Origin of the sequence: Acinetobacter sp. YH12200 (genome assembly GCF_013418175.1) — a bacterium.
GTDB lineage: Bacteria > Pseudomonadota > Gammaproteobacteria > Pseudomonadales > Moraxellaceae > Acinetobacter > Acinetobacter pseudolwoffii.
The window spans coordinates 55,768-77,035 of sequence record NZ_VPCO01000002.1; the positions used below are offsets into that span (position 1 = coordinate 55,768).

The window sequence follows — 21,268 nt, forward strand, 5'->3', positions numbered from 1 at the left end:
CTCAAAAAATCTTAAGCAGCTTTTTTGAACCAAGAGAACCAGCCTTTTTTCTCAGCTTTTACGTCTGCTTGAGCAGCTTCGGCTTTCTCAGTAGTCGCTTCTTTTACTTCAGCAGCAGTTTCAACAGTTGCTTCTTTTGCTTCTGCTACTTCTGTTTTTGCAGCTTCAACTTTTTGTTCTGCGGTTGCTTGTGCAGTTTCTACTTGAGCAGTTGTTTCAGCTTTCACTGTTTCAACTTTCGCTTCAGTTACTTGTTTTGCATCTGTAGCAGTGGCTTGAGCAGCTTCAACTTTTGCTTGCACAGGCGCAACCGCTTCTGTAGCAACAGTTTGAACTGTAGTGGTTGTAGCAGCAGGTGCTACTTGAGCTTCAGTTGCCATTGCAGATGCAGAAGTTGCTACGATTGCAGTCGCAAGCATTGTTTTAAGCATGTTCATATAAACCCCTTAAGGAAGTAGGAAAAAAGAGGCTTGATCATACACAGATAAAATTTAAGCGATTCATAATTAAGATTTTAATGGTGGAAAAATAAACCAATTTTACAAAGGGATAACATTCTAGTTTAAATAAAAAAGCTCCGAAGAGCTTTAACTAATGACATAAAGCTTTGGTCGAGATTTAGATTCTTCATATTTAATTAAAGAATCAAATGTTAGTTCATTAAAGTCTTTTTCAGATATACGAATTTCATCGAGCATTTTCTGCTTACTAAATTTTGGATCTGAAGCTAATGTTAAAATTAATTTAGGAAGCATTACGCTTTCATCACGGTGAGTTTCGTTAGGCTCATTAATGTGATAACCTAAGGTATTAATTTTCATAGAGTTACTTCGATAAAACCAATCTGTTATACGTTGCAATTTATGCGATTTATAATTTATAGCCTTTAAACATGTTCGCCATACTTTCTTATAGTCGATCATATTTTCAATCGTTAAATAAGAAGGAACTGTACTTAAAAAACCTTCAGTAGGCATTAAAAATTCTGAAGCAAACTTATCTGCTTCAGTTTCTAAAATGCGATTGTCTACTTCATTGCGGACATATTTATTATGTGTGTGCATAACGGTGTGGCCTAATTCATGCGCACAATCGAATCTTACCCGTTCGGCAGATTTTGTATCATTCAAAAAAATAAACGGTGAGCCTGATTCATCATCAAAAAAAGAAAGGGCATCAATTTCTTTTTTTTGTATAAAAAAACCCCGCACTAAGCGGGGTTTATTTTTATCTGAGTATTTAAGAATTAAACACGTTCGATAATTGTCGCAATACCTTGACCCAAACCAATACACATGGTCGCAAGACCAATTTGCGTATCTTGCTGTTCCATCACGTTAAGCAAAGACGTGGTAATACGCGCACCAGAACAACCGAGTGGGTGACCCAACGCAATCGCACCACCGTTATGGTTTACGATGTCCTGTTTGTCATAAATGCCTAAGCCTTTAAGAACAGACAGACCTTGTGCAGCAAAGGCTTCGTTCAATTCAAAAGTCTGAATATCAGAAATGGCAAGGCCAGCACGTTTCAAGGCTTTTTGCGTTGCCGGAACCGGGCCATAACCCATGATCGCAGCATCACAACCTGCAACTGCCATAGAGCGGATCACGGCACGTGGCTTAAGACCTAAGGCTTGTGCACGCTCATAAGACATGAGCAACATTGCAGAAGCACCATCAGACAAGGCTGAAGAGGTTGCCGCAGTCACTGTACCGCCTTTCGGATCGAACACTGGACGTAAAGCACGGAATGATTCGATGTTGGCATCCGGACGGATCACTTCATCGATATCACATAGAACTTTATAACCATCAGCGTTGTGACCTTCAATGCCCACAATCTCGTTCTGGAACAGACCATTTTCAGTCGCAGCCCAGGCACGACGATGTGATTCCACACCAAAGGCATCCTGTTCCTCACGGCTAATGCCATTCATGCGACCCAGCATTTCCGCAGTCAAGCCCATCATGTTGGACGCTTTGGCATAATGCTTAGACGCTTCCGGGTTCAGGTCGATACCGTGCATCATGCCAACGTGACCCATGTGCTCGACACCACCAATGATGAAGATATCACCCTGATTGGTGGCAATTTGCGCAGCCGCAGTATGAATCGCCTGCATAGACGAACCACACAAACGGTTCACGGTTTGACCAGCCACAGTTTTCGGCAAGTCTGCCAGTAATGCGATATTACGGGCAATGTTCATCCCTTGTTCCAGAGTCTGGTTGACACAGCCCCAGATCACGTCTTCAACTTCATTCGGGTCGAATTCGTTACGTACCATCAGGGCACGGACAAGTTCAGCAGACAGGCTGTCCGCACGTACATTGCGGAACATACCGTTTTTGGTTTTACCCATTGCTGAACGTACGCCATCGACGATGACAACGTCACGTGGATTTAAAGTAGCCATTCACGTTGCTCCTTAACCGTAGAATTTTTTGTTGTTAGCAGCCATTTCACGCAACATTTCTGGCGCTTCATAAGCTTTACCAAGGTGCGCATACTTATTGCAAAGCGCAACATACTCAGCTACACCGGTTTGATCGATGTAACGGCATGGACCACCACGGAATGGAGGGAAACCGACACCCATGATCATTGCCATATCTGCTTCAGAAGCAGTCGCGACAATGTTGTCTTCCAGGCAACGAACCGTTTCGTTACAGAAAGCCAGCATCATACGGTCAATGATTTCCTGAGCGTCAAATTCACGTTTTTCCACAGTTGCAACAGAGGCCACAAGCTCATATGCAGTTGGATCAACCACTTTGGCTTTTTTGCCTTTACGGTCAAGTTCATACTTGTAGAAACCCACGTCGTTCTTTTGACCCAGACGTTTGTTCTCATACATGGTTTGAATCGAACCTTTGAAGTCCGGTTTCATACGATCCGGGAAGCCTTCAGCCATCACTTCTGCACCATGCACGCCAGTATCAATACCGACAACGTCCATCAGGTAAGCAGGGCCCATCGGCCAGCCGAATTTTTCCATCACTTTATCGATTTGCTGGAAATCAGCACCATCTTTAAGCAATAGGTCAAATGCACCGAAGTAAGGGAACAATACGCGGTTGACCAGGAAGCCCGGGCAGTCATTCACCACGATTGGTGTTTTACCCATTTTCTGAGCAAGTACCACAGTCGTTGCAATGGCTTCGTCAGAGGTCTTCGCGCCACGGATCACTTCAACCAAAGGCATCATATGTACCGGGTTAAAGAAGTGCATCCCCACGAAGTTCTCAGGACGTTGCAGGCTTTCAGCCAGACGCGTGATCGAAATCGTAGACGTATTTGAAGCAATGATGGTGTTCTCACGTACTGATTTTTCAGTATCAGCAAGTACAGCAGCTTTGATTTTAGGGTTTTCAGTTACCGCTTCAATCACGATATCCACTTCTTTAAACTCTTCCAGGCTTAAAGTCGGACGGATACGTGCAAGCGTTTCACCCATTTTCGCTGGTGTCATTTTTTTGCGTTCAACCTGTTTGGTCAACAGTTTGTTCGCTTCAGACATACCCAATGCAAGCTGTGGATTACCAATATCTTTCATGATGATTGGTGTGCCTTTGCTCGCCGCCTGATAAGCAATACCACCACCCATGATCCCAGCGCCAAGTACCGCCGCCTGGTTCACCGGATGCGCACCTTTTTCATAGCGCTTCGAGGTTTTTTTCACGATCTGGTCGTTCAGGAACAAACCGATCAATGCACCTGCTTGTGGCGTAACTGCAGCTTTGGCAAAGCCTTCAGCTTCAACTTTTAACGCGTCATCACGATGCAAGCTTGCACCGGCCTGTAATGAATCAAGCAGTAATTTTGGCGCCGGATATTGAGCCGGATTGGCCTTGGCCAGAACCATGCCTTTCGATGAATTAAACGCCATCATCTGTTCGATCGGGCTGAGTTTAACCGGATCCAGTTTTTCCTGACGCTTGGTTCTCCAGTCTAAACGGCCATGAATCGCCTGTTTGACCAGATCAAGTGCAGCATCTTTAAGTTTTTCAGCAGCAACCACCGCATCTACAGCACCGTCTTTTAGTGCAGCAGCAGGCTTTTTCGGGTTGGCCATGGCCATCCATTCTACAGCATTGTCGATACCGATCAGACGGCTTAAACGTACTGTACCACCGAAGCCCGGGAAGATACCCAGCTTGATTTCAGGCAGGCCTACTTGCGCTTGTTCTGACATGACACGGTAGTCACATACCAGGCACATTTCGAAACCGCCACCCAGTGCCATGCCGTTAATGGCCGCCACTTTAGGAATGTCGAGGTCTTCGAAGCTGTTAAAAATTTCATGTACTGGCATTGCCCAGTCAACAATCGCTTGTTCACCCTGAGCAAAGTTGTCGCCGAATTCAGTGATATCAGCACCTACAATAAATGTAGATTTACCTGAAGTAACGATTAAACCCTGAATGTCTGCTGCGGAAACTGCGTCAATCGCAGCCTTGAAATCTTCAATCGTTGCACGGTTGAATTTGTTAACGGACTCACCTTGTAAGTCAAAGCGGAATTCTGCAATCCCGTCCTCAAGCATTTGGACGGTAATGGCATTGCCAGCGTGGATCATGCCCTGATCTCCTTTATTTTGGAGGACTTCTAAGTTGATGTTGTGAAGCAAGTGCGCATGTCCCGCGCACTTTTTGACTTCGCTAATCTTACGATAACTATATCCAAAAAGAACATAACAAGTTGTATCAAGCCGTGACGCAATGGTCATCAATTTCTGCCGGCTTGATCCGACCGGTTATAATTTTTCCTTTCAGTTTCTTATAGCCCGATGAACCAAAGATTCTGTTTCAATTCATTATTTTTCATTGATCAGCCTGACTGATATGGAGCAGGGTGGACAATATTCAAGGGCAGGCTTTACCGCTATTTGGTCAATTCAGTCAATTATCGGCCTGTGGAACAAGGGAAATCAGGGCTGAATCTCGCTCAGTACAGGGCGTGCAGGCATGTATAGATATTTTCGGATCAGCCGCAATAAAACTGCAGTTGATTGTTTTAGTCGAGGGTTTTCTGAGGATTTCAGCCCCAGCATGCCTATGTTGATGCTAGGCCTGAAATAACAGTGCTTCTGTTGGATATGACCTCTGTCATCTGGCACAGAATTGTTTATGATGATTAGGCACATAGATATGGGGATCTCGATGCAGGTATTTCGTTCCAAAAAAGACTGGTGGCTGGTCGCTTTTCTGATCTGTATGAGTGGCCTGTTACTGCAACTGCTGCTGACCATGCAGGCCAAAGGCACCCTGCAGCAATATCCACTGCACACTGCCATCTACATTCTGACCATTATTATTCTGTGGTGGCCGCTGTGGAGTACGCGCTATGTGCTGGAAAATGGGGTGTTGAGCATTAAAAGCCTGTGGTTGAGCTGGCAGATTCCGTTGAGCGCCATCCAGTCCATTCAGCCGACGGATCATTCCATTATTGCACCGGCCTTGTCCTTAAAGCGTCTGCGGATTGACTATACGGAAGACGGCGTGCAGAAATTTGTATTGGTTTCACCTAAAGATCCGACCACTTTTAGACAAGCGATTCAAGCAAATAAACCGGATATTGAGTCTGCATGATTTAAGCTTTTGCTTGCTCAGGCAGAACCACAAATTGTCCATCGACACAGTCCAGATGCAGACTGAACTGCTCGGGCTGGCTTAAAAAATACAGCGCCAGAACCGGTTCCAGTTCGGTACGCAGCTTGCGGCCCAAATGCCGGGCGCCGTAACGAATATCATAGCCCTGATAGAAATAGGCTTTGGCTGCATCCGATAAATGTACCTGTCGGTTTTGATGTTGCAGGCGTTTATTGAGTTTTTCCAGTTCAATTTCGACCAGACGCGGCAGGGCATCATGCTGTACCGCCTGATAATGCAGGCTGCGGTCAATCCGGTTTAGAAATTCAGGATCGAATTTACGCTGCATGACTTTTTCAATAATGCGCTGGGTGGGTACATGTTTCAGGCACAGTGCCTGCATTTGCTGTGGCAGGTAGCTGAGTTTATCCAGATATTGCTGTGCCGCCTGTGCGCCGACATTGCTGGTCATAAAAATCATGCAGTTACGAAAATCAATAGTTTTGGTTCCGGCTGTCAGGGTCAATCGGCCAGTATCCAGCACATTCATCAAACCGCGAATCACCTCGTTACTGGCTTTTTCCAGCTCATCAAACAGCATGATGCCGGGACGGGTATGACTGCCGGCAATCGCCGTTTCATCAAACAGGCTGTGACCTTCTTTAGAACCGATATAACCTGGCGGCGCACCGGTGAGTGCCGCGGCATAATGTTCCTGTGCCAGGGTATTCATGTCAATCCGGCAGAAAGCATCCGGACGACCATAAATCGCTTCGGCAATCAGACGCACGGTTTCAGTTTTACCCACGCCGGTTGGGCCGAGCATCAAGGTGACCGAGAGTGGACGCTCCGGACTGGAGAAATCGGCCTTGACCACATGCAGCATTTTTTCAATTTCATTCAGTGCGGCATCCTGTCCAATCATCCGTTCACGCAGCAATTGCATCACGTGATTCGGCTCGAAATGAAAACGCGGTTTGCCAATCCGGCGATCACGCTCAGATGGGTGATGGGTGGAGCTGGATGGTTGAACAATATGGATGCCCGATTGCTGCATGGTCATGCGAATCATCTCAAAACTAGACCCTTCGAGCATAGCAAAGTTAAAGGTTGAAATTTAGAGCTTTTAGCAATCAGATCATGCGGAGAAAGCTATAGATTGCAAAGATGGCTGAGCTATAGTTTTAAATTGGGTGTCAAGTTGAGGGGAATTTTGTGTTTTCGCTTGAAAATAACCGAATAATCATCACATATATCTGCAGATTGCATGTAAAAAATAGGCTTTAGGTGAACGAAAACGCACGTCCTCATATCGAGAAAATTCTGGCCAATATGACCAGCCTGCCCGGGGTCTACCGGATGTATGGCAAAGACGGCGAACTGTTGTATGTGGGGAAAGCCAAAAATCTAAAAAACCGGGTCTCCAGCTATTTTGTCAAAACGCTGGATCATCCCAAAACCCAGGCCTTGGTGGCGCGGATTTATGATATTCAGACCTTGGTGGTGCGCTCTGAAACCGAAGCCTTGTTGCTGGAACAGAACCTGATCAAGCTGCATCATCCGCCGTATAACATTATGCTGCGCGATGATAAATCTTATGTCTATATCTTTGTTTCCGCAGATAAACCTTATCCACGACTGGCCAGTGGGCGCGGCAAGGGCAAGCATCAGGTCGGCAAGTTTTTTGGGCCTTATCCGAGTGCCTATACCGCCCGGGATACCTTGGTGGTGCTGCAAAAATTGTTTAATGTGCGTTCCTGTGAAAACAGCTTTTTTGCCAACCGAACCCGTCCTTGTCTGCAATACCAGATCAAGCGCTGTTCTGCGCCCTGTGTCGGATTTATCTCTCCGGAAGACTACAAAGCAGATGTGGATAACTCGATTCGCTTTTTGCAGGGCGATACCAAGGAGCTGAATCAGGAACTGATCGCAAAAATGGAAGCGGCAGCCGAAGCTCTGGAATTTGAAAAAGCCGTGTTCTATCGCGATCGGATGGCACTGTTAAGAGATGTGCAGTCACAGCAGGCGATTTATAAGCTCAAAGGCGAAGCCGATATCCTGTCGATTGCTTATCAGGCCGGGGTGACCTGTGTGCAGATCATGCATGTGCGCAACGGTAAAATGCTCGGCGGAAAAAGCTATTTCCCGGATATGCTCAGTGATGATCTGGGGCAGATGCTTGCCGATTTTATTGCCAATTTCTATTTTCAGGTGGCGGATGAAATTCCGGCCGAGCTGATTGTCAATGTCGAAGTGGCCGATCACAAGGAACTGGAAGCTGCCTTGTCGCAGCATTTTGACAAGAAAATCCAGATCAAGTCCAAGGTACGAGAAACCCGCGCGGAATGGCTGGAACTGGCACAAATGAATGTACAGCATGCGATTCAGGGCAAGCTGGCCAATCATTTTGAGCTGAATGACCGTTTCCATCAGCTGGAGCAGGTGATCGGCCGTCCGGTAGACCGGATCGAGTGCTTCGATATTTCGCATACCATGGGCGAGGATACGGTTGCCTCCTGTGTGGTATTTGACAGTGGTGGTGCACGCAAACGTGATTATCGTCAATTTTCCATTCATGATATTCAGGCGGGCGATGACTATGCCGCCATGCGTCAGGCGCTGACCCGTCGCTATAAAAAAGCCTTGCTGCCGGACTTGTTGCTGATTGATGGCGGCAAGGGGCAGTTACACATGGCGATGGAAGTGATGCAGGAGCTGGGACTGGATGCCTTTATGGTTGGAGTGTCCAAAGGTGAAGGACGTAAACCGGGGCTGGAAACCCTGCATTTTACTGATGGCAACAAGATTCAGTTGCCGGAAGATCATAAAGCACTGCATCTGATTCAGCAGGTGCGCGATGAAGCGCATCGCTTTGCCATTACCAAGCATCGTGCCAAACGCGATAAAAAACGCGGTTCATCGGTTCTCGAAGTCATTCCGGGGCTTGGGCCAAAACGCCGTCGGGATTTGCTGACCCATTTTGGCGGGATTCAGGGTGTGCTGAAAGCGTCGGAAAAAGATCTGCAACTGGTCCCGGGACTCGGTTCCGTCATGGCCCGGATGATCTATAAAGTGTTGCATGAATAACTCCAGACTCAAATGCAAGGGCAAAAGTGCGCATTGACGCATGGGTCACAGGGCATTCACATCAGTACGAATTTTGCCGAATATACTGGGCATCAAGAATCACTGAGGGATCAACATGTCTTTGCATGCGCTTTATGCACAAATTGCCGAACAGGAATGGGTAGAATTTCCACCAGGATGGCTACAGGGGCGTACCTTATATGGTGGCCTGGCTGCCGCAATGATGATGCATAAGGCAGTCACTCAGATTAATGATCCAAGCCAACATTTACTCAGTTGCAGTGTGACTTTTGTTGGTCCGATTCAGCAAGCCAAAGTGCGCTTGACTGCTGAAATTCTGCGGCAGGGCAAGTCGGTGACCACCATTGAAGTGCGTTTATGGCAAGACGATGCGGTGCAAAGTATTCTGATTGCCAGCTTTGGTATTTCCCGTGATTCCTCCATTCAGGTGCAGCAACAAGCTCAAGCCCCCGACTATGCGAGTCCAGAGCAGCTGTTTCAGATTCCTGCTGACTATGGCATGCCAGACTGTTATGACCATTTTGAAGTGGCCTGGGCGGATGTCAATCTGCCTTGCAGTGCCAGTTCCCGTCCGGACTTTGGCGGCTGGTGCCGTTTTCATCCCGAAAAGCATAGCAACCGTGAGTTTCTGGTCGCAGACCTGATGGCTATCTTTGATATCTGGCCACCCGGGGTGTTACCGATGTTTAAACGCATGGCGCCAGCCAGCAGTCTGACCTGGACGGTGACCTATGTGCATCCGGTTCAACATCAACTGCATGATTGGTTTAAATATAAAGTATTTACGGATCATGCTGCGGATGGTTATGCCACGGAGCATGCCTATCTCTGGGATGCCGAAAATCGCCTGATTGCGATGGCAAGACAAACAGTGACGGTGTTTGCCTAGTGACACTGCCAGTCAATTCGTATAAAGTGAAGCCTATTAATGATGGATCAAACCTCTAAAAAAGTGTGCATTTTCATCGTACATGAGGGGAACAATTGGCGGTGTCTATGACTACAGGTCGTATCCTGAATATTCCAAATATCTTGACCTTGGCGCGTATCGCTCTTATTCCGGTATTTTTATTGGTGGCTTACTGGCCGCCTGCAATGGGCTTTGATGCTGATCAGTCCGATATGACGCGGCATATTATTTTAACCACGATTTTTGTGGTGGCTGCCGTGACGGACTGGTTTGATGGCTATCTGGCACGAACATTAAACCAGACTTCTGCTTTTGGACGTTTTCTCGATCCGGTTGCAGACAAGTTGATGGTTGCAGCGGCACTGATTGTACTGGTGCAATGGCAGCCTTCCATGTCGATGGCTTTTGCCGCGATTGTAATTATTTCGCGTGAAATTACCGTGTCAGCGTTACGTGAATGGATGGCAGAACTCGGTGCGCGAACCAATGTTGCAGTTTCAACGGTAGGTAAATACAAAACAGCGTTTCAGATGATCGCTATCACCGTATTCCTGTTGAATTGGCCACCGCTAGAAATGCTGGCTTATGCCTTGCTTTATACCGCAGTGATCCTGACCTTATGGTCGATGTTCATTTATCTGAAAGCTGCTTGGCCATATCTGAAACAGCCTTAATCAAAATGAAAAAATAAGCTCCTAAAAAAGGGGCTTTTTTTATGCGCTTCAACTATCAAGGGATTCAGTAAATCACAGACAAAAAAATACCCAGCCTTTGGGGGAAGGACTGGGATGAAATCGGGGTATTTGTTGCTTGTTGTTATAGTTATTCAAAGATATCTCATCTTCTTAGAGCCTATTATAGAGAGACAGATTTTTAAATCATGTGGCTTCTTGTAGCAGAATGTTGTGTTTTGTGATTACTCTGTATATTACTTTTACAATTCAGTATTTTGATACAAAGCTGAGCAGTTTTAGGCTGAAAATAAGCTGACGAGATAAGTGAAATCGGATAGTGGGAACAGTCCACTTCGCTTGTCTTGCGTAATTTTTAGAGCAGCATATAAAAAAATCCCCATAGTTGGGGATTCTTTTAGATTAAAGCCTACGCGCAGCATAGCTGCTTGTCTTACGTAAAACTTAAAGCAGCGCTTTCTTTTTCCCACTCGAAGCATAGCTTCTCGTCTTGCGCAAGGGCAGAGCAGTGCTATTTATAAAAGAAAAGCCCCATTTAGAAGCTTTTCATATTAAAACCTATGCACACCTTCGGTGTTTGTCTTGCGTAATTTTTAGAGCAGCATATAAAAAAATCCCCATTATTGGGGATTCTTTTTGATTCAAGCCTACGCGCGCTTTTCAGCGCTTGTCTTGCGGCGTGGTGGAGCAGTGCTCCGCTTAATCACGCCTCAGGCTTCAGCCCTTCGGCTTTTTCCAATGTTTCATCATTGTTCAAGAACTTCTCACGTTGTTCTTCAAGGAACTTTTTCGCATCTGCTTCAAACACGTTTAAACGCTTTTCATTAATCAGCGTCGTCTGGTGTTTTAACCATTCCTGCCAAGCCTGTTTAGACACGGTGTCAAACAGTTCCTGACCTTTTGGACCCGGAAATGGAGCAAAGTCTAGGCCTTCCATGTCAGCCTGATACTTACGGCAAAATACTTGTCGAGACATATCAATACTCCGAATTTAAGCTAAAAAAGTTAAGCGTAAAGATTTTCTAAGCGAGTATAAGCACGGGCAATAGCAGCTTCGACTTGCGCAGGTGCAGTTCCACCAATATGGTTACGTGCATTCACAGATGCTTCAAGTGTTAACGCTTTTTCAAATACATCGGCCTGAATCAGGTCAGAGAACTGTTGAAGTTGTTCAAGTGTCAGCTCAGACAAATCTTTCGACTCTGCAACACCCAGTGCTACAGCTTTGCCGACAATTTCGTGCGCATCACGGAATGCAACGCCATTTTTCACCAAGTAATCTGCCAGATCAGTCGCAGTAGAGAAACCACGTAGCGCTGCTTCGCGCATTTCAGCAATGTTTGGAACCAGTGCAGGAATCATGTCGGCAAATGCCATCAATGAACCACGTACCGTATCGATCGCATCAAACAAGGGTTCTTTGTCTTCCTGATTGTCTTTGTTGTACGCCAGCGGCTGGCCTTTCATCAGGGTCAGCAGACTCATCAGGTCGCCATAGACACGGCCGGTTTTACCACGTACCAGTTCAGGCACATCCGGGTTTTTCTTCTGTGGCATGATTGAAGAGCCCGTACAGAAACGATCCGGAATATTCACGAATTTGAACTGCGCTGAAGTCCATAGAATCAGTTCTTCAGACATACGAGACAAGTGCATCATAATTAACGAGGCAGCAGCATTAAATTCAATTGCAAAGTCACGATCCGATACTGCGTCTAAAGAGTTTTCAGCAACGGCTTCAAAACCTAACAGCTCAGCGGTGTAAGCACGCTCGATCGGATAGGTGGTTCCTGCAAGTGCAGCAGAACCCAGTGGCATACGGTTGACACGTTTACGGCAATCAATCAGACGCTCAGAGTCGCGTACCAGCATTTCAAACCAGGCCATTAAGTGGTGACCAAAAGTCACCGGCTGAGCGGTTTGTAAATGGGTGAAGCCCGGCATGATGGTATCGGTGTTTTTAGCCGCCAGGCTTAAAATACCTTTTTGTAATTTTTCGAGTAATTTTAAAATCGCATCAATTTCATCACGTACATAAAGACGAATGTCAGTTGCGACCTGGTCATTACGGCTACGGCCAGTGTGTAATTTCTTGCCTGTGATGCCAATACGCTGAGTCAGGCGCGACTCAATGTTCATGTGCACATCTTCTAGGTCAATGCGCCATTCGAACTTACCTGCTTCAATATCGGCTTGAATGGCAGTCAGACCTTCGATGATGTCATCGCGTTCCTGTGCCGTCAGTACGCCTACTTTGGCCAGCATGGTTGCATGGGCAATCGAGCCTGCAATATCCTGTTTATAAAAACGTTGGTCAAATTGAACAGATGCTGTAAATTCAGCAACAAAAGCATCAGTCGCTTCAGAGAAACGACCACCCCACATACCCGAAGTCTGGGCTTGTGATGGATTAGAGGAATTAGAAGATGTGGTCATGTCGGCTCAATCAGATTAAAAGCAGTAGAACGAAAAAGAGTATAACAAATTCAAAGCCTATTGCCGAAGTCACATCTGCTCAATCTTTCGCATCGATAAATGGGCAAACACAAAGTTCCTATTTTTTTAGCCAGATTGGCAATCTTCGCTATTTGCTGGAACTGTTTGTCGGCGGCAATATTCTGGCCATGATTCTAGCGCTCGCAGAAGCACAGTCGTGGCAAGCTTTAAATGCGATGCATCTGCTGCAATATATGCTGTATATCAACTGGGTACTGTTATGTTTTGCAGCACTGGTGGAATTATTCCATCAGGCCTTTCAGCATATGGGGATTAAGCTGGCGCTCATTTCCGGTTTTTTGCTACTACAGGCCATTGTGGTGCTGACCACCATCAGTCTGAATGTTGTGATACATTTTGGAATGAATTTTAATTTTCAGGGCTTAAACCTGGCAATTGCCCTGGATCAGGTTGGGTTACATCTCAGTTTGGGTGTTTTGCTCGGTATGTTTTGTTTTCGCTACCTGTATTTGCGTGAACAATGGGAACAGCAACAGCATAGTGAACTGAATGCCCGGATTCAGGCCATGCAAGCGCGGATTCAACCGCATTTTCTGTTCAATAGTATGAACAGTGTGATTAGCCTGATCAGCATCGATCCAGATAAAGCCGAACAGATGCTGCTGAATCTGTCCCGCTTATTTCGTGCCAGTTTTCAGGAATTGAAACTGGTCAGTCTGCAAGAGGAAATTGATCTGTGCCAGCGCTATCTGGAGATTGAGCAGATCCGTTTGGGTGAACGCCTGCAAATCGAATGGAAGTTAGAAAACAAAGACTTATACTCACAAGTACAAATCCCATTATTAACTTTACAACCCTTGTTAGAAAATAGTATTTTCCATGGAGTTGAAAAAATTCTCACAAAGAGTACGATAAGCATATTGGTTGAAATATTGCAAAATCAAATTAATATCATCATTACTAACCCTTATACGCAGGATAATAAAACTTTAAAAAAGGGGCATGGTATTGCAATAGAAAATGTCAGACAGCGTCTGCAAGCTTATTACGGACCCAGTATGACCTTTCAAACCTTTGCCGGCGAAGGGATGTTTACGACGGTAGTGCGATATCAATATAAATAAAAATAAATCAAAGAAATCGCAGTTAGCTTTATCATGTATTTGATCATGTTAACTGGGTAAGGAGGAGCAATGGACATCCTGATTTGTGATGATGAGCCTTTGGCTGTCGAGCGATTATCACGTTTAGTCTCTCAGCTGGGGCATGATGTGGTGGCGACTGCAAGTCATGGTCGTCAAGCGATTGATCTGGCTCACCAATACGAACCCGATGTCATACTATTAGATATTCAAATGCCTGAAATGAATGGCCTTGCTTGTGCGCAGTATTTGCGTCAGCTGGACCCGATGCCGGCAATTATCTTTTGTACGGCCTATGACCAACATGCGCTGGATGCATTTAAATCAAATGCCGAAGGCTACTTGCTTAAACCCGTGATGCAACAGGAATTGGCACAGGTTTTGGAGCACTTAACTAAACTTACCCAAGCTCAGATGAGCCAACTAAAACAAAAAGAAAATATGGACGAAATCAATATCAGCCGCCAGCAGATTGCGGCAAAGACCTATCGTGGTGTCGAATTGGTGCCAGTTGAAAATATCTATTATTTTCTGGCGGATCAGAAATATGTCACTGTACGTCATAAAAACGGCAGTGTACTGATTGATGAAACCTTAAAGGAGCTAGAGCAGGAGTTTGGGAACCAGTTTATCCGGATTCATCGTAATGCCTTGATCTCGGTGAATTATCTGGATGGTCTGGAAGTGGTCAGTTCAGGTCAGTATCAGGTGCGTTGTCGTGAGCTGGACGACCGTTTAGCGGTCAGTCGGCGACATTTGCCATTTTTAAGGGATCGGATTCAAAAGCTATAGCAGGAATCAATGAGAGCATTCAGTTGAAACTTGTATAAATTCACTTGCATTTTAAAGTGAGCAGGTTAAGTTTAGACTATTGTTCTCATTTACTGTTATTGAAATTTATGAAGACCCTAAAAATTGCAACTCGACAAAGTCCACTTGCGCTTTGGCAAGCGGAACATATCCGTGCGCGCCTACAAGATTTGCACGCTGGTTTGCAGGTCGAGTTAGTCACTTTTGTTACACAGGGCGATAAAATCCTAGATACGCCGCTGGCCAAAATTGGTGGTAAAGGTCTATTTGTAAAAGAATTAGAAGCTGCTTTACTCGATGGCCGTGCCGATCTGGCCGTACATTCCATGAAGGATGTACCGATGGCATTGCCGGAAGGGCTGAGCCTTGCGGTGATCTGTGAGCGTGAAGATCCACTGGATGCCTTTGTCTCGAATACCTATGCCAGCTTTGATGAATTGCCACAGGGCGCCAAAGTGGGCACTTCCAGTTTGCGCCGTAAAACCCAGATTTTAAAACAGCGTCCTGATCTCGAAATCATTGATTTGCGCGGTAATGTCGGTACACGTTTGTCCAAGCTGGATGCCGGTCAGTATGATGCGATTATTCTGGCCAGTGCCGGTTTGAAACGTTTAGGTCTGGCAGAACGTATTCGTCATACTCTGACTCCTGAAATCAGTCTACCGGCCGTAGGTCAAGGTGCACTGGGGCTGGAATGCCGTACCCATGATCAGGCGGTACTAGACTTGATTCAGCCATTATTACATGCAGAAACGGATGCCTGCGTGCGTGCTGAGCGTGCCTTTAATGCCTATCTGGAAGGCGGATGTCAGGTGCCGATTGCCGGCTATGCCACGCTCCAGAATGATGCGATTTCAATCGAAGGTCGCGTTGGCAGTGTTGATGGAACGGTTTTGCTGCGTGCACAGCACACTGGAAAAATTGCAGAAGCTGAACAGTTAGGGGTGGAATTGGCCAAAAATTTACTCGATCAAGGTGCAGGCGAGTTGCTGAAAGCACTTTATTCAAACTGATGTTACTGATTAATACCCGTCCGAGTGAGCGTGCTGCGAGTTTGACTCAGCAGTTACAGGCAGCGCAGATTTCTGTACTAGAATTGCCTTTGCTGGAATTGCATGCACAGCCTTATTCCGACGAGCTGTTACGCTTGTATCGCCAGCTGGATCAGGCCAAAATCATTGTGGTGGTCAGTCCGACTGCCGCCCAGATTGGCATGCAATATTTGCAGCAGGCGGAAATTATCTTATCGCGCTTGGCAGATGTGCAATGGGTGGCGGTGGGTAAAGCCACTGAGCAGGCGCTGGCTGGTTATGGTATTCAAAGTCATGTGCCTGAACTTGAAACTTCGGAAGGCATGTTGCAATTACCCGTGTTAAGGCAACTGCCTGCTGGCTCAGCTGTGGCCTTCTGGCGCGGAGAAGGTGGTCGTCAATTTATGATGGATCATCTGCGCGCAAATAATATCAAAATTTTGAATTTTATTTTATATCGGCGGCAATGCCCCGCAAGCACAGCAATAATTTTGGCAGAAAACCTGGCATTGCTTGAGACGCAGCAGCGCTTTGCCGTGCTAATCAGCAGTGAAGCAAGCTGGTTAAACTGGCTGACATTAATGCAGAATAATTCGGATTTAATGCATCAGGCCCGTTATTTGGTTTTGGGGCCGCGTTTGGCCACTCTTCTTGGGGAATATCAACAGCAGCATCAGGCAGGGTTTGAATTTGTGCAAATTGATGATTTAGAGACGAATACGATCTTGCAAAAAATGAGGCTGATACTAGGGAACGCATGAAGAAACTATTTATTGTATTTTTCATTTTGAGTGTGGTGTGGCTCATCAAACTCAGCTATGACCTTTATGTTCTCAATGCAGCGCAGACTGGACTTCATCAAGGTGTTAAACAGTTGCAGCAGCAAAATGCCAATCTCAATGATCAGTTTGTGGCATTAAAACGCCAGTTTACCGCCCAGCAGCAAAATGCAGGCACTCCCTCAGCTCAGGCAGCAGCTGCAGTGCTAACTGCTGACACGCAGAATGATATTGCTCTCGTACAACAGCAGCTGGATCTGATTGAATTTGCCCTGCAACAGCAACAATATGCCACCGCCATTGAAAAACTAAACCACCTGCAGAATGAGTTGGATGAGTATGTCTTGGCGCCCGCCTTGGTCAGTAGTCTGCAGCAAGTGATTGCGAAAGATCAGGACATGCTGAAAAAATTCGTCAATAGTCGCTTGGTGCAGCAAAATAAATTAAAAGAAGTATTGATGCAGATGGATGCTGAAATTGAAAAAGAAATTCAGGCTCCGCATCTTCAAAGTTTGGAAACTCAACGCTCTTTCTGGCAGCGCTGGATTCAGATCGAAGCTGCAGAGCAGCCGAGTACCGTATTAATGCAACGGCATCTGGTATTGAAAGAAGCTCAGTTGCGCTTGCTCATTGCACAAAATACGTTGCAGCAAGATCAATCTGTCGCCTTTCAGCAAGCGTTGAATGCGGTGATTGATGTCTTGGAGCAATTACCGGATGCACGTAGTCAGTACTGGATTCAGCAGTTGCATCAAATCAAGGCCACACCGGTCACTCCAACGCCTTTATTAAATACACGCACCTTAGTTGGCTAATTGCTTATGAAACAGATTTTGCTGGCCTATTTATTTATCTGCCTACTGGGTATAGCGGGGCTGAGCATCCTGAGTTATGGGCATGGGGCCGGCTATGTCTATTTATATTGGCGTGAGTGGCAGTTACAAACCACATTGTGGTTTTTGGCGGCCTCACTGGTCACGTTCAGTTTTTTGATCCATTGCCTCTGGTACGCGATCAAACAGTATCGCAGCCGTGAACAGCGTAAAAATGAAACCGTATTTAGTTTTGCCCATTTACATCCTTATGAACAACTGGCTGTAATCTGGTTATTAAATGCAGCTCAGGATCAACGGGATTTTATTCAGCAGTCTTTTAGCAAGTCGGGCTTACTCAAACATATTATTGATGCACGATTATCTTGGGGGCAACAGCAATATACAGATGCCTTGACTGCTTTAAATCAGTCTAACCCGATGGCATTTGAGTTGGCAGAATTGCAGCGAATTGAAATTTATTTATCGCAACAGCACGGTGAGCAAGCACTGACTCATTTAGAATTTTTAAATCAGCATGAATTATCACCATGGTTAATACAGGTGAAACTAGCCTATGAACAGCGACTCACCACATTATGGGGCGTATTTGCCATACAGTTTCCCTGGTTATATTTACGCTCGACTAAATATGGACATTTAGAACAAGAAGTAAAAAAAATATGGCTTGAACAATTATTATTGGCCTATGATCAAGCCACACAAGATGATTTAATTTATTTACAACAGCGTTATTTAGATTTAAAAAAGCAAGTATTTGATCGTGACTATACAGTCAAGTTATTATGGTTGAAATTATTATTCAGAATACCTGAAATGAGTGCCGAACATGAAACAATGGCAATTCATTTATTAGAGCAACAATTTAATCAGGATGTATTTTATTTGTGGTTTCAACAGCAATTGTTACGGCAGAACCCGGATTATGATCATATTGCACAGCAGATTTCGCATTGGGAAACCAAGTATCCGGCATTACCGATTTTGAGTTTTGCAAAATGGCATGTGTTACAGGCCACCGGTTATACAGAGGAAGCCCAGCATTTGCTTGACTTATATCCTGATGATATTCGTATGAGTTATTTGAGAATTAAAGCGGCCTTACAAGACCGTGAAGACTTGCTCCAGCAGTTAAATGCAGTATTTGAATCCAATGTAAACTTTATCGAAATTAAAATTTGAGAATCATCATGTCAGAATTACAAAAATATCCAGTGGTTTATGCACAGAGCGTGGCATGGGGAGACATGGATGCATTGGGTCATGTGAATAATGCCATGTATTATCGTTATATAGAAAATGCACGTCTGGCTTATCTGAATGCATTGGATTTACTGAATGAATCGGTCTCTACGGTGGTCTCTTCAAATCAGTGCCGTTATTTAAAACCGGTGGTTTTTCCAGATCATTTAAAAATTGCAGCACGTATTGAAGAGATTCGAAATAGTGCATTCCGCATGCATTATTTATTATGGAGTGAAAAACAGCAAAGTATAGTGGCAACTTCTGAAGCGGTTATTGTTTGTATTGATCAAAAAACCCTGCAGAAAACTCAAATTCCAGAATATATCCGAAAGAAAATCGAAGCACTTGAATTAACAGCCGGACATGAAATCTAAAAAATGAATTGATTATTTAATTTTGTCATTATTTCTAAACTTTATTGTTATTGATTTAAATATTTATATTGAATGTTTTATTTAATATAAATATGATGGGGTATTATTTAACAAAACAAATAATATTATTTAATCGGAGAGCATTATGCCAGATATTACTCATTTATCAGTAGAAGAGTTAAAGCGTTTACAAGCCGAAGCAGAATCACTGATTGCTTCAAAAAAAGACCAAGAGATCGAAGATGCTTATCAGCAAATCTTGGCCGTTGCTGACAAAGTAGGTATGACGGTTGAACAGTTACTTGAATTTGGCGCGTCTAAACGCAAGAAATCATCACGTAAATCAGTGGAGCCACGTTATCGTAGCAAAAGCAACCCAGATGATACCTGGACGGGTCGTGGCAAGCAGCCGCGCTGGTTGGTGGCAGAGCTGGACAAAGGTGCCAAGCTTGAAGATTTCTTGATCTAAGCCTCGATTTGATCTCGTCATTAGGCTGTCATACAGACAGTCTAAGATTGCTGAACCAAGCATGATTGCTTGGTTTTTTTATATCTATGAATTGGCGTTGGGAAAAAAGTGTGCATAATGTGTCTGTATAAGGAAAACATTATAAATGGGGATTTAGACTTGAGATATTGGTCGTGGTGGGATGAGCAATAAACCTAAAACTTTAAAATGGTTCATCCTTGCGCTTGTGGCGTTTTTTATCTTTGTGATCCTGCAAGTGCCAGCTGCCTGGTTGATTTCAAAATTTTATAAAAATAATCAGGCCTTGCACAATGTAAACGGGAATATCTGGCAGGGCAGTGCTGACTGGAAAAAAGGTAATTTGCGGGGCAGCCTGAACTGGAAAGTACGGCCATTGGACTTGCTGTTGCTGCGAGTTGGGGCAGATGTTGAATTGCATAGCGGCAATACTCAGCTTTCAGGGATCATGGGCTATGGGCTGAATAAAGCCTTGATCGTCAAAAATCTTGAGGGTCAGCTCGCGCCGGAAACCTTAAAAAAAGTGGCAGACTGGCAATGGCCAGCGACTGCTATTCAGTTTAAAGAGCTGGATTTTAAATATAAACAGGAACAAGGCTTCAGTCAGGTGACCGGGCAAATGCAATGGGCGGGTGGTGAGCTGATTTATAGCTTTGCCCAGCGTCAGGAACGTATGAATGTACCGGCCATGACCGGACAACTGGCAGATGAGAGCGGACAGCTCTTACTCGACGTTCGGGATAACCGAGAGCAACGTATGCTGAATATAAAGCTTGATCCCAGTCTGATGCTCGATATTCAGCTTACCCAGCGCTTTTTAATGAATGCACCCTCCTATGAAGGTAAAGCTGGCCTGGATACTTATGTGATTAGTACCCGCCAACCCCTAATGGGAGGCTTGAACTAATGGCCATTTCTCTTGGCGATCTAAAAAATATCGATCTGAAACAGGCCAATCGTGTTGCGCCTGTCGTGTTGCTGTTGTTGATTCTATATTTATGCTGGAAACTGGCGGCCATGTTCTGGTTGCTGATTGCACCACCTCAAGCTATGCAGCTGGATCGGGTGGAACTGGGTTCACAACAGGCGCAAATCCCCAATATCAGTGCATTTTCGCTGTTTCAGGAAAGTGGACAAACAGCGGCAGGAGCAGAAGCTGCCAATATTCTTTTGCAAGGCGTGGTGGTTGCCAGTCCAAGCTATAACTCTTCTGCGGTGCTGAAAGTCAATGATCAGGTGGATCGTTATCGCGTTGGAGAAATGCTGGGCAGTAGTGGTTTTGAGCTGGCCGAGGTCTATTGGGATCGGGTCATTCTGCGCAGAGCAACCGGTGCCACTCATGAAGTGTTATTCAAGGGTCTGGAAAATGGCTTGAATCAGCCGATCGTGCCGGCAACCCCAGCATCTAATACGATGTCTGCTCCATCTTCGATTATGAATAGCGCAGCTGAAGCACAAAATCTGCCTTCAGCGCAAAATGAAATCGGTCGGGCAATCCAGCAGATGCAGGAAAACAAGGATCAGTATTTACAGAATATGGGGGTCAGTGCGTCGGATGGAGGCTTTGAAATCACTTCCCGGACACCAGCTGCACTGCGTAATCGACTCGGTTTAAGACCGGGAGACCGGATTTTATCTTTAAACGGTCAGACGCTATCGCAGGGGCAAACCGAGGCGCAATTACTGGAACAGGCTCGACGTGAAGGTCAGGTCAAACTCGAAATAAAACGTGGTGATCAGACGATGACCATACAACAAGATTTGAAGTGATGTGTCATCACGCATAGGGTTAGGAAACACAAAAGT

Annotated in this window: 20 protein-coding genes and 1 pseudogene; 14 read left to right on the forward strand and 7 right to left on the reverse strand. The window is 45.2% G+C overall.

Annotated elements, in window-relative coordinates; all coding sequences use genetic code 11:
• Positions 1-11 precede the first annotated feature (11 nt).
• The 4 genes and pseudogenes from FTU90_RS01830 to fadB all read right to left on the reverse strand — a co-directional run bounded on the left by FTU90_RS01830 (position 12) and on the right by fadB (position 4,582).
• Positions 12-437 (reverse strand): hypothetical protein, encoded by a 426-nt coding sequence (locus tag FTU90_RS01830; RefSeq protein WP_180071870.1) that lies wholly within the window; start codon positions 435-437, stop codon positions 12-14.
• A 150-nt stretch (positions 438-587) separates the two neighbouring features.
• Positions 588-1,187: pseudogene (locus FTU90_RS01835) on the reverse strand (ImmA/IrrE family metallo-endopeptidase); the annotation flags it as partial.
• Between the two features lie 59 nt (positions 1,188-1,246).
• The gene (gene fadA / locus FTU90_RS01840) at positions 1,247-2,419 is read right to left on the reverse strand and encodes an acetyl-CoA C-acyltransferase FadA (protein ID WP_005095215.1); all 1,173 of its coding nucleotides are present in this window, start codon (positions 2,417-2,419) and stop codon (positions 1,247-1,249) included.
• Positions 2,420-2,431: 12 nt separating this feature from the next.
• Positions 2,432-4,582, reverse strand: a complete 2,151-nt coding sequence (gene fadB, locus FTU90_RS01845; RefSeq protein ID WP_180071872.1) for a fatty acid oxidation complex subunit alpha FadB — start codon at positions 4,580-4,582, stop codon at positions 2,432-2,434.
• A 583-nt stretch (positions 4,583-5,165) separates the two neighbouring features.
• On the opposite strand from fadB, the gene FTU90_RS01850 reads away from it, so the two are divergent.
• Positions 5,166-5,594, forward strand: a complete 429-nt coding sequence (locus tag FTU90_RS01850; protein WP_035337533.1) for a PH domain-containing protein — start codon at positions 5,166-5,168, stop codon at positions 5,592-5,594.
• 1 nt (position 5,595) lies between these two features.
• On the opposite strand, the gene FTU90_RS01855 is transcribed toward FTU90_RS01850, so the two are convergent.
• Complete coding sequence (locus FTU90_RS01855; protein ID WP_180071873.1) at positions 5,596-6,657, reverse strand: AAA family ATPase; 1,062 nt, start codon at positions 6,655-6,657, stop codon at positions 5,596-5,598.
• 224 nt (positions 6,658-6,881) lie between these two features.
• Between FTU90_RS01855 and uvrC the strand changes: the two genes are divergently transcribed.
• The 3 genes from uvrC (at position 6,882) to pgsA (ending at position 10,286) form a co-directional block, all read left to right on the forward strand.
• A complete protein-coding gene (gene uvrC / locus FTU90_RS01860) occupies positions 6,882-8,681 on the forward strand; it encodes an excinuclease ABC subunit UvrC (protein WP_180071874.1) in 1,800 nt (599 codons plus the stop codon).
• Between the two features lie 115 nt (positions 8,682-8,796).
• Positions 8,797-9,591 (forward strand): thioesterase family protein, encoded by a 795-nt coding sequence (locus tag FTU90_RS01865; protein ID WP_180071875.1) that lies wholly within the window; start codon positions 8,797-8,799, stop codon positions 9,589-9,591.
• A gap of 107 nt (positions 9,592-9,698) precedes the next feature.
• On the forward strand, positions 9,699-10,286 hold the full coding sequence (pgsA, locus tag FTU90_RS01870; RefSeq protein ID WP_180071876.1) for a CDP-diacylglycerol--glycerol-3-phosphate 3-phosphatidyltransferase: 588 nt from the start codon (positions 9,699-9,701) through the stop codon (positions 10,284-10,286).
• A gap of 721 nt (positions 10,287-11,007) precedes the next feature.
• Here the strand turns inward: pgsA and FTU90_RS01875 are convergent.
• A complete protein-coding gene (locus tag FTU90_RS01875) occupies positions 11,008-11,280 on the reverse strand; it encodes an oxidative damage protection protein (RefSeq protein ID WP_180038640.1) in 273 nt (90 codons plus the stop codon).
• 29 nt (positions 11,281-11,309) lie between these two features.
• On the reverse strand, positions 11,310-12,740 hold the full coding sequence (gene argH, locus FTU90_RS01880) for an argininosuccinate lyase (protein ID WP_171294103.1): 1,431 nt from the start codon (positions 12,738-12,740) through the stop codon (positions 11,310-11,312).
• Between argH and FTU90_RS01885 the strand changes: the two genes are divergently transcribed.
• The 10 genes from FTU90_RS01885 (at position 12,731) to FTU90_RS01930 (ending at position 21,232) form a co-directional block, all read left to right on the forward strand.
• Positions 12,731-13,885 carry a sensor histidine kinase gene (locus FTU90_RS01885; RefSeq protein ID WP_074383921.1) on the forward strand — a complete coding sequence of 385 codons (1,155 nt, stop codon included), beginning with the start codon at positions 12,731-12,733 and terminating at the stop codon, positions 13,883-13,885. The two genes, argH and FTU90_RS01885, sit on opposite strands and share 10 nt — an antisense overlap.
• A gap of 69 nt (positions 13,886-13,954) precedes the next feature.
• Complete coding sequence (locus FTU90_RS01890; RefSeq protein WP_005095238.1) at positions 13,955-14,695, forward strand: LytTR family DNA-binding domain-containing protein; 741 nt, start codon at positions 13,955-13,957, stop codon at positions 14,693-14,695.
• Positions 14,696-14,802: 107 nt separating this feature from the next.
• Positions 14,803-15,726 carry a hydroxymethylbilane synthase gene (gene hemC, locus FTU90_RS01895; protein WP_100354892.1) on the forward strand — a complete coding sequence of 308 codons (924 nt, stop codon included), beginning with the start codon at positions 14,803-14,805 and terminating at the stop codon, positions 15,724-15,726.
• Positions 15,726-16,505: a uroporphyrinogen-III synthase gene (locus FTU90_RS01900; RefSeq protein WP_180071877.1), complete on the forward strand. Its 780-nt coding sequence runs from the start codon at positions 15,726-15,728 to the stop codon at positions 16,503-16,505. Before hemC ends, FTU90_RS01900 begins: the two co-directional genes overlap by 1 nt.
• Entirely contained in the window at positions 16,502-17,338 is an 837-nt protein-coding gene (locus FTU90_RS01905; protein ID WP_180039589.1) for a hypothetical protein, read from the forward strand. Before FTU90_RS01900 ends, FTU90_RS01905 begins: the two co-directional genes overlap by 4 nt.
• A gap of 6 nt (positions 17,339-17,344) precedes the next feature.
• Positions 17,345-18,538: a heme biosynthesis protein HemY gene (locus FTU90_RS01910; protein WP_180071878.1), complete on the forward strand. Its 1,194-nt coding sequence runs from the start codon at positions 17,345-17,347 to the stop codon at positions 18,536-18,538.
• Positions 18,539-18,546: 8 nt separating this feature from the next.
• On the forward strand, positions 18,547-18,975 hold the full coding sequence (locus FTU90_RS01915) for a thioesterase family protein (RefSeq protein ID WP_180071879.1): 429 nt from the start codon (positions 18,547-18,549) through the stop codon (positions 18,973-18,975).
• Between the two features lie 142 nt (positions 18,976-19,117).
• Positions 19,118-19,444, forward strand: a complete 327-nt coding sequence (locus FTU90_RS01920; protein WP_167381258.1) for an H-NS family nucleoid-associated regulatory protein — start codon at positions 19,118-19,120, stop codon at positions 19,442-19,444.
• A 181-nt stretch (positions 19,445-19,625) separates the two neighbouring features.
• The gene (gene gspN, locus FTU90_RS01925; RefSeq protein ID WP_180001408.1) at positions 19,626-20,369 is read left to right on the forward strand and encodes a type II secretion system protein N; all 744 of its coding nucleotides are present in this window, start codon (positions 19,626-19,628) and stop codon (positions 20,367-20,369) included.
• Positions 20,369-21,232 (forward strand): type II secretion system protein N, encoded by an 864-nt coding sequence (locus FTU90_RS01930; RefSeq protein WP_074383927.1) that lies wholly within the window; start codon positions 20,369-20,371, stop codon positions 21,230-21,232. Before gspN ends, FTU90_RS01930 begins: the two co-directional genes overlap by 1 nt.
• Positions 21,233-21,268: the final 36 nt, after the last annotated feature.